We start from the raw sequence: 559 nt of genomic DNA on the forward strand, positions 1-559 counted from the left end.
CGGCTCACCCGCCAGCCGACGATCCTTCGCGCATAGGTGTCGATGACAAAGGCGACATAGACGAAGCCCGTCCAGGTCGCGACGTAGGTGAAGTCGGAGACCCACAGCATGTTCGGCGCCGGGGCATGGAACTGGCGATTGACGTGATCGAGAGGGCATGGTGCCGCCTTGTCGCTCACCGTGGTGCGGATCGGCTTGCCGATGCCTTCGAGGCCCATGGCCTTCATCAGGCGGGCAACCGTGCAGCGGGCGACATCGAAGCCCTCGCGTTGCAACTGCCGCCAGATCTTGCGAACGCCGTAGACGCGGAAGTTAGCCTCGAACACGCGTCGGACCTCATCCTTCAAAGCCTCATCCCGCTTCGCCCGAGCCGACAGCCGGGAGGGATCGATGCGCTTGGCGACATGGTCGTGGTAGGTCGACGGGGCGATCGGCAGCACCTTGCAGATCGGCTCGACCCCATGCGCCTCGCGGTGATCGTCGATGAACGCGATCATGGCTTGAACCGGCGGTCGAGCTCCGCCTGGGCAAAATACGCGGAAGCCTTGCGAAGGATCTC

Annotated in this window: 1 pseudogene and 1 other annotated feature; the pseudogene reads right to left on the reverse strand. The window is 64.0% G+C overall.

The annotated features are described in order from the left end of the window. Positions 1–559 (reverse strand): annotated as a pseudogene (locus NKH19_RS33495) (IS3 family transposase); the annotation flags it as partial. Then, positions 423–539, reverse strand: a sequence feature (AL1L pseudoknot). It overlaps the preceding pseudogene by 117 nt.

Source organism: Mesorhizobium sp. M1338 (assembly GCF_040318045.1).
Classification (GTDB): Bacteria; Pseudomonadota; Alphaproteobacteria; order Rhizobiales; family Rhizobiaceae; genus Mesorhizobium.